Origin of the sequence: Aeromonas sp. HMWF017 (assembly GCF_003061465.1) — a bacterium.
GTDB classification, from domain to species: domain Bacteria; phylum Pseudomonadota; class Gammaproteobacteria; order Enterobacterales; family Aeromonadaceae; genus Aeromonas; species Aeromonas veronii.
The window spans coordinates 22,423-29,333 of record NZ_QAJD01000034.1 but is presented as its reverse complement, the minus strand read 5'-3'; the positions used below and the strand labels follow the sequence as shown (position 1 = coordinate 29,333).

Annotated in this window: 8 protein-coding genes; 7 read left to right on the top strand and 1 reads right to left on the bottom strand. The window is 60.2% G+C overall.

Annotation, left to right across the window (positions count from 1 at the left end; translation table 11 throughout):
* Positions 1–295: LacI family DNA-binding transcriptional regulator (locus DBR30_RS02840; protein WP_146181348.1), on the bottom strand; the 295-nt coding region annotated here is incomplete at its 3' end.
* 434 nt (positions 296–729) lie between these two features.
* On the opposite strand from DBR30_RS02840, the gene DBR30_RS02835 reads away from it, so the two are divergent.
* From DBR30_RS02835 to glpG, 7 genes are all read left to right on the top strand, one after another.
* Positions 730–1,851 carry a branched-chain amino acid ABC transporter substrate-binding protein gene (locus tag DBR30_RS02835; protein ID WP_162518399.1) on the top strand — a complete coding sequence of 374 codons (1,122 nt, stop codon included), beginning with the start codon at positions 730–732 and terminating at the stop codon, positions 1,849–1,851.
* 66 nt (positions 1,852–1,917) lie between these two features.
* Entirely contained in the window at positions 1,918–2,844 is a 927-nt protein-coding gene (gene livH, locus DBR30_RS02830; protein WP_108541174.1) for a high-affinity branched-chain amino acid ABC transporter permease LivH, read from the top strand.
* Complete coding sequence (locus tag DBR30_RS02825) at positions 2,844–4,112, top strand: high-affinity branched-chain amino acid ABC transporter permease LivM (protein ID WP_181363474.1); 1,269 nt, start codon at positions 2,844–2,846, stop codon at positions 4,110–4,112. The genes livH and DBR30_RS02825 overlap by 1 nt, the downstream gene beginning before the upstream one ends.
* Positions 4,109–4,882, top strand: a complete 774-nt coding sequence (livG, locus tag DBR30_RS02820; protein ID WP_005339435.1) for a high-affinity branched-chain amino acid ABC transporter ATP-binding protein LivG — start codon at positions 4,109–4,111, stop codon at positions 4,880–4,882. Before DBR30_RS02825 ends, livG begins: the two co-directional genes overlap by 4 nt.
* 10 nt (positions 4,883–4,892) lie before the next feature.
* On the top strand, positions 4,893–5,594 hold the full coding sequence (locus DBR30_RS02815; RefSeq protein WP_108541176.1) for an ABC transporter ATP-binding protein: 702 nt from the start codon (positions 4,893–4,895) through the stop codon (positions 5,592–5,594).
* Between the two features lie 122 nt (positions 5,595–5,716).
* Entirely contained in the window at positions 5,717–6,049 is a 333-nt protein-coding gene (glpE, locus tag DBR30_RS02810; protein ID WP_108541177.1) for a thiosulfate sulfurtransferase GlpE, read from the top strand.
* Positions 6,046–6,879 carry a rhomboid family intramembrane serine protease GlpG gene (gene glpG / locus DBR30_RS02805; protein WP_108541178.1) on the top strand — a complete coding sequence of 278 codons (834 nt, stop codon included), beginning with the start codon at positions 6,046–6,048 and terminating at the stop codon, positions 6,877–6,879. Before glpE ends, glpG begins: the two co-directional genes overlap by 4 nt.
* Positions 6,880–6,911 lie beyond the last annotated feature (32 nt).

Below are 6,911 nucleotides of genomic sequence, written 5' to 3'. Positions count from 1 at the left end.
TTTCGGTGTTGCAGAGGATCAGGCTGTAGCCCTGTTCGAAGCAGTACGCTTCAACCCCTTGCACCACTTCTGCGAAGAAGGGGTTTACGCTGGTGGTCACCAGCATACCAATGGTCTTGGTCGAATTTATTTTAAGACTGCGCGCTACCGAGTTGGGCGCGTAGTTGAGTTCTGCCACCGCCTCAATCACTTTCTGGGTCGCGTCTTCGCTGACCCGCCGAGTGTGGTTGAGCACATGTGAGACGGTGGAGATGGATACGCCTGCGCGCGAGGCGACATCCTTGATAGTGGCCATCTCTGTCTCCTGACTGTCAAAGGCGGAACATTAGCAGATTTCCCGAATAAAGGCTTGGTTTTAACGAGCTCTGCCACGGAATTGTCAATGCCGGCTAATTTAGGCGCTCATTTCTGTTTGCGCAAATGGATTGTGGTCAAAATGGGAGCGCTGTCAGAGTAAAATATCGCCAGATTAATCCTCTGGCGTTTGTCAGAATCGCCTCTCGTTACCAAGATGTTAAGTCAACAAATCAAAATTAAGCTCTAATTGGCCGAAAATAACAGGTCATTTATTTCAAAATCCACCCATCCAACCCCCTCTGGTTAGTATCTTTAACAGCTTGTTATTGCCCCGTGAGGAATGATAGAACCATACCTATAGCCGGATGCACGGGATGTAGATCCGGAATGGCACACGGAAATGAAACAATCCACTGATTAAGGGACGAATCAATGCATAAGTTGAGCAAAATCACAGTTGGCGCAGCGGTTTCTTTGGCTCTGTTTGGATCGATCTCCATCGCTCACGCGGCAGACACCATCAAGATAGGTATCGCAGGCCCGGTTACCGGCCCGGTTGCCCAGTACGGGGACATGCAGTTCACCGGCGGCAAGATGGCGGTCGAGCAGATCAACAAGGCTGGCGGCATCAATGGCAAGCAGATCGAAGCGCTCGTCTATGACGATGCCTGCGATCCCAAGCAGGCGGTGGCCGTTGCCAACAAGGTGGTGAACGATGGCGTCAAGTTCGTGGTCGGCCACCTCTGCTCCGACAACACCCTGCCCGCCTCCGACATCTATGAAGACGAGGGGATCCTGATGGTCACCCCTGCCTCCACCAACCCCAAGATCACCGAGCGCGGTTACCAGCTGACCCTGCGCACCATCGGCCTGGATAGCGATCAGGGCCCGACTGCTGCCAAGTACATCATCGAGCAGGTCAAACCCCAACGCGTGGCCGTTATCCACGACAAGAAGCAGTACGGTGAAGGGATCGCTTCCAGCGTCAAAGCCGCGCTCGACAAGGCTGGCGTGAAAGTGGTGGCCTTTGAAGGGATCACCGCCGGTGACAAGGACTTCTCCGCCCTGATCGCCAAACTGCAGAAAGAGAACGTCGATTTCGTCTACTACGGCGGCTATCACCCTGAGCTGGGTCTGATCCTGCGTCAGGCTGGCGAGAAGGGGCTGAAAGCCAAGTTCATGGGCCCGGAAGGGGTGGGTAACAAGGATATCTCCGCCATTGGTGGCCCGGCTTCCGAAGGCCTGCTGGTGACCCTGCCGAACAAATACGATCTGGTACCTGCCAACGCCCCGCTGGTAGCGGCGTTCAAGGCCAAGGGTCAGGACTCCTCCGGCCCGTTCGTCTGGACTACCTATGCCGCGGTGCAAACCCTGGCAGCCGGTATCGCCAAGGCGGGTGAAGATGACCCGGCCGCCGTTGCCGCCGCCATCAAGGCTGCGCCGATCGATACCGTGATGGGCCCCCTGACCTGGGCACCAAACGGTGACCTGAAAGGCTTCGAATTCGGTGTGTTCCAGTGGCACGCTGACGGTACTTCCAGCCAAGTCAAATAATCTGCCGATCGGGGGTGAGTACGCTCACCCCCTCCTCTCTTTGCGGGCAAGTACAGGGAACGCAGTATGTCCGAACACCTCCTTTATCTCGTTCAGCAACTGCTGAACGGATTAACCATAGGCAGCACCTATGCGTTGATCGCCATTGGCTACACCATGGTCTATGGCATCATCGGCATGATCAACTTCGCCCACGGCGAGGTGTATATGATCGGCTCCTATGTCGCTTTTATGGTGATGGCGGGGCTCATGATGATGGGCATCGACAGCACCTTTCTACTGCTGGGAGGCGCCTTCCTGGTCAGTATCATCATCACCGGCACCTATGGCTGGAGCATCGAGCGGGTTGCCTACCGGCCGCTGCGCGGCGGCAACCGGCTGATCCCCCTCATCTCCGCCATCGGCATGTCGATCTTCTTGCAGAACATGATGCGGATGGCCCAGGGCTCGCGCGATATCGCCATGCCCACCCTGATTTCCGGTGGCTGGACCCTGGGGGGTGAGGATGGTTTTCAGGCCAGCCTCTCCTATATGCAGCTGATCATCTTCGTGGTGACCTTTGTCACCATGCTGGCGCTGACCCAGTTCATCAACCGCTCCCGCATGGGCCGCGCCTGCCGCGCCTGTTCGGAAGATATCAAGATGGCCAACCTGCTGGGGATCGACACCCACGTGGTCATCTCCATCACCTTCGTGCTGGGGGCCGCGCTGGCTGCCGTCGCCGGGGTGCTGCTCGGCATGTATTACGGCGTCATCAACCCCTATCTCGGCTTTATGGCAGGGCTGAAAGCCTTCACCGCCGCGGTACTGGGCGGTATCGGCAGCATTCCCGGCGCAGTGCTGGGCGGTCTGCTGCTCGGCGTGGTGGAAGCGCTCACCGCCGGCTACCTCAGCACCGAATACAAGGATGTGATGGCGTTCGCCCTGCTCATCTTTGTGCTGCTCTTTATGCCGACCGGCATTCTGGGCCGCCCGGAAGTGGAGAAAGTATGATGAAACGCCAATTCATCCATGCCTGCATCGCCAGCCTGGTGCTGCTGGTGCTCTCTTTCTGGCTGCTCGGCTTCAAGCTGGAGACCGATGGCTCCAGCCTGCAGGTAGTGAGCCGCCTCGATGTGTCGCTGGCCTGGCTACTGGGGGGCGCCACCCTCGTTTTCTGGTTCCAGATGCTGCGCGGCCAGATCGCCAAGCTGTTTCAGGCCTCCATCAGCGGCTTCTCGGTCGGCTTCACCAAGCTGGTGCTACCGAGCCCGGAAGAGGCGCCCAAGCTCTATAACCTCACCGCCGTGCTGGTGCTGCTGTTCGCGGTGAGCTGGCCCTTTATGGCCTCCCGCGGCGCCATCGATCTCGCCACCCTCACCCTGATTTACATCATGCTGGGGCTGGGGCTGAACGTGGTGGTCGGCCTCGCCGGTCTGCTCGATCTCGGCTATGTCGGCTTCTACGCGGTCGGTGCCTATAGCTATGCCCTGCTCAACACCTACTTCGGACTGAGCTTCTGGGAGTGCCTGCCCATCGCCGGGCTGATGGCCGCGACCTTCGGCTTCCTGCTCGGTTTCCCGGTGCTGCGGCTGCGGGGGGACTATCTGGCCATCGTCACCCTGGGGTTTGGCGAGATCATCCGTATCCTGCTCAACAATATGACCACCCTGACCGGCGGCCCAAACGGAATCTCCGGCATTCCCAAACCGACGCTCGCTGGTTTGGAATTCAACCGCACCGTCAAGGATGGGGGCTTTGATACCTTCCACAACTTCTTCGGCATTACCTACAACGCCAACCACAAGGTGATCTTCCTCTACCTGATGGCGCTGGTGCTGGTGGTGGTGACCCTGTTCGTCATCAACCGCCTGCTGCGGATGCCACTGGGACGCGCCTGGGAAGCGCTGCGGGAAGACGAGATCGCCTGCAAATCGCTGGGGCTCAACCCCACCATCATCAAGCTGACCGCCTTCACCATAGGCGCCACCTTTGCCGGTTTCGCAGGCAGCTTCTTTGCCTCGCGGCAGGGCTTTATCAGCCCGGAATCCTTCGTCTTTATCGAGTCGGCCATCGTGCTGGCGATTGTGGTGCTGGGTGGCATGGGCTCCCAGATCGGGGTGGTGCTGGCTGCCATCGTGATGACGGTGCTGCCGGAGCTGGCCCGCGAGTTCAACGAGTACCGCATGCTGATGTTCGGCCTCTTGATGGTGTTCATGATGATCTGGCGGCCACAAGGATTGCTGCCTATGACCCGTCCGCATCTGGAGTTGAAGAAATGAGTACACATCAGAAGTTAATGGAAGTCTCTGATTTGTCGATGCGCTTCGGGGGCCTGCTGGCCGTCAACGGGGTAAAACTGGATATCGACAAGGGCGAGGTGATCTCCATCATCGGCCCCAACGGCGCAGGCAAGACCACCATCTTCAACTGCCTGACCGGCTTCTACTGCCCGAGCGGCGGCACCATCCGCTACAAGGGTGAGGAGATCCAGGGGCTGCCCGGCCACCTCATCGCCCGCAAGGGGATTGTGCGTACCTTCCAGCACGTGCGGCTGTTCAAGGAGATGACGGCGGTGGAGAACCTGCTGGTTGCCCAGCACCAGCATCTCAACACCAGCTTTATCGCCGGTCTGTTCAAGACCCCGGCCTTCCGCCGTGCCGAGCAGGAGGGGCTGGAGCGGGCCGCCTTCTGGCTGGATAAAGTGGGCCTCAAGGATCTTGCCAACCGCGCCGCCGGTAATCTGGCCTACGGTCAGCAGCGCCGGCTCGAGATCGCCCGTTGCATGGCGACCCGTCCCGAGCTGCTGATGCTGGACGAACCGGCTGCCGGCCTCAACCCGAAGGAGACCGACGAGCTGGACGAGCTCATCATGAGCCTGCGGGACGAGTTCGGGGTCTCGGTGCTGCTGATCGAACACGATATGAAGCTGGTGATGGGCATCTCCAACCGCATCTTCGTGGTCAGCCAGGGCACCCCGCTGGCCCACGGCAAGCCGGATGAAATCCGCAACAACCCGGCAGTGATCAAGGCCTATCTGGGCGAGTCGTAAGGACAAAAAGATGTTAGAACTTCGCAACGTATCGACCCACTACGGCAAAATTCAGGCGCTGCACGATGTCAGCGTCGAGGTGAAAGAGGGGGAAATCGTCACCCTGATCGGAGCCAACGGCGCTGGCAAAACCACCCTGCTGATGACCCTCTGCGGTGAACCCAAGCCCAGCAGCGGCTCCATCTGGTTTGAGGGGGAACAGATCAGCTCCCTCACCACCGCCCGCATCATGCGCAAGGATATCGCCGTAGTGCCGGAGGGGCGCCGTATCTTCGCCCGCCTGACAGTGGAGGAGAACCTGCTGATGGGCGCCTTCTTCGTCGACAAGACCGAGCAGCATGGCCTGCTGGATCAGGTGTTCACCCTGTTTCCGCGCCTGCACGAACGGCTGGAACAGCGGGCAGGCACCATGTCCGGCGGCGAGCAGCAGATGCTGGCCATCGGCCGCGCCCTGATGAGCAAACCGCGCCTGCTGCTATTGGATGAACCCTCGCTGGGGCTGGCCCCCATCGTCATCCAGCAGATCTTCGACACCATTGAGCAGTTGCGCCAGAAGGGGATGACCATCTTTCTGGTGGAGCAGAACGCCAACCAGGCGCTCAAGCTGGCCGACCGCGGCTATGTGCTGGAGAACGGCCACGTGGTGCTGCAAGACACAGGAGCCGCCCTGCTGGCCAACCCGGCAGTGCGGCAGGCCTATCTGGGCGGTTAACCCACTGACCCGCATGCCATATCGACAAGGGAGCCGCAGGCTCCCTTATCTTTTGTGGGGTTAGTTTGCGCCCAAGCTTGCGGTACACTGGCCCATAATCAACCTATTCGCAGGACATCCCGATGGACCAGTTTGCCCATATCAATGCCCATGATGCCCACCAGAAACTGAGCGCGGGTGAAGCCCGTCTGGTGGATATTCGCGACCCGCAATCCTTTGAAGCGGCCCACGCGGTCGGCGCCTTCCACCTCACCAACGGCACCCTGGTGCGCTTTATGAACGAAGTGGATTTCGATACCCCGGTCATCGTGATGTGCTATCACGGCAACAGCAGTCAGGGGGCGGCCCAATACCTGCTGCAACAGGGTTATGACGAGGTCTACAGTCTGGATGGCGGTTTCGAAGCGTGGCGCCGGGAGTTTCCCATCGAGGCAGGCGAGGCAGGCGAGGCATGATCCAGCTGCTGGTGCTCGACAACGCCCGCATGGCGCAGGCGCTGGTGGACTATCTGGCGACGCTGGGCATCTCCTGCGAGCTGACCCAGTCCGAACTGGGGGTGACCATCTGGCTGGCGGACGAGCCGCGCCTCGCTCAGGCCCAGCTGGAGGTGAAACGCTTCCTGGCCGAGCCGGGCCACCCGCGCTACATGGAGGCCTCCTGGCAATCCGGCCGCGCCGATGCCCGCATCGACTACAGCAAGGGGATGACGGACCCCATCACCGACTTTCTCCATCAGGCGGGGCCGCTGACGCTGGTGGTGATCATCGCCTGCCTCGCCATCTACGGCATCGATGCCATCGGCCTGCCCATCTACGACGAGCTGGCGTTCCACCCGACGCTGGCCCAGTTCACCGACTGGCAGGCGTGGCGCTATTTCACCCCCGCCCTGATCCACTTCTCGGTGCTCCATCTGGTGTTCAACTTGCTGTGGTGGTGGTATCTCGGTGGTCAGATCGAGCAGCGCCTCGGCAGCGGCAAACTGCTGATCCTGCTGCTGGTGGGCGCCGCCCTGCCCAATATCGCCGAGTTTTTTGCCAGCGGCCCGCTGTTTGGCGGCCTCTCCGGCGTGGTCTATGCCCTGCTCGGCTACTGCTGGCTGCGCAGCAAACTGCAACCGGCCTGCGGCCTCACTCTGCCACCGGCGCTGATGGGCTTTATGCTGTTCTGGATGGTGCTCGGCTTCTTCGACATGCTCGGCACCAGCACCGCCAACATCGCCCACCTGACCGGCCTGCTGGTCGGCCTGCTGCAAGGCTGGCTGGATCGTCACCACCAGCCGGGCTGATTTTTCAGCTGCTGCAGAAACGAGAACGCCGC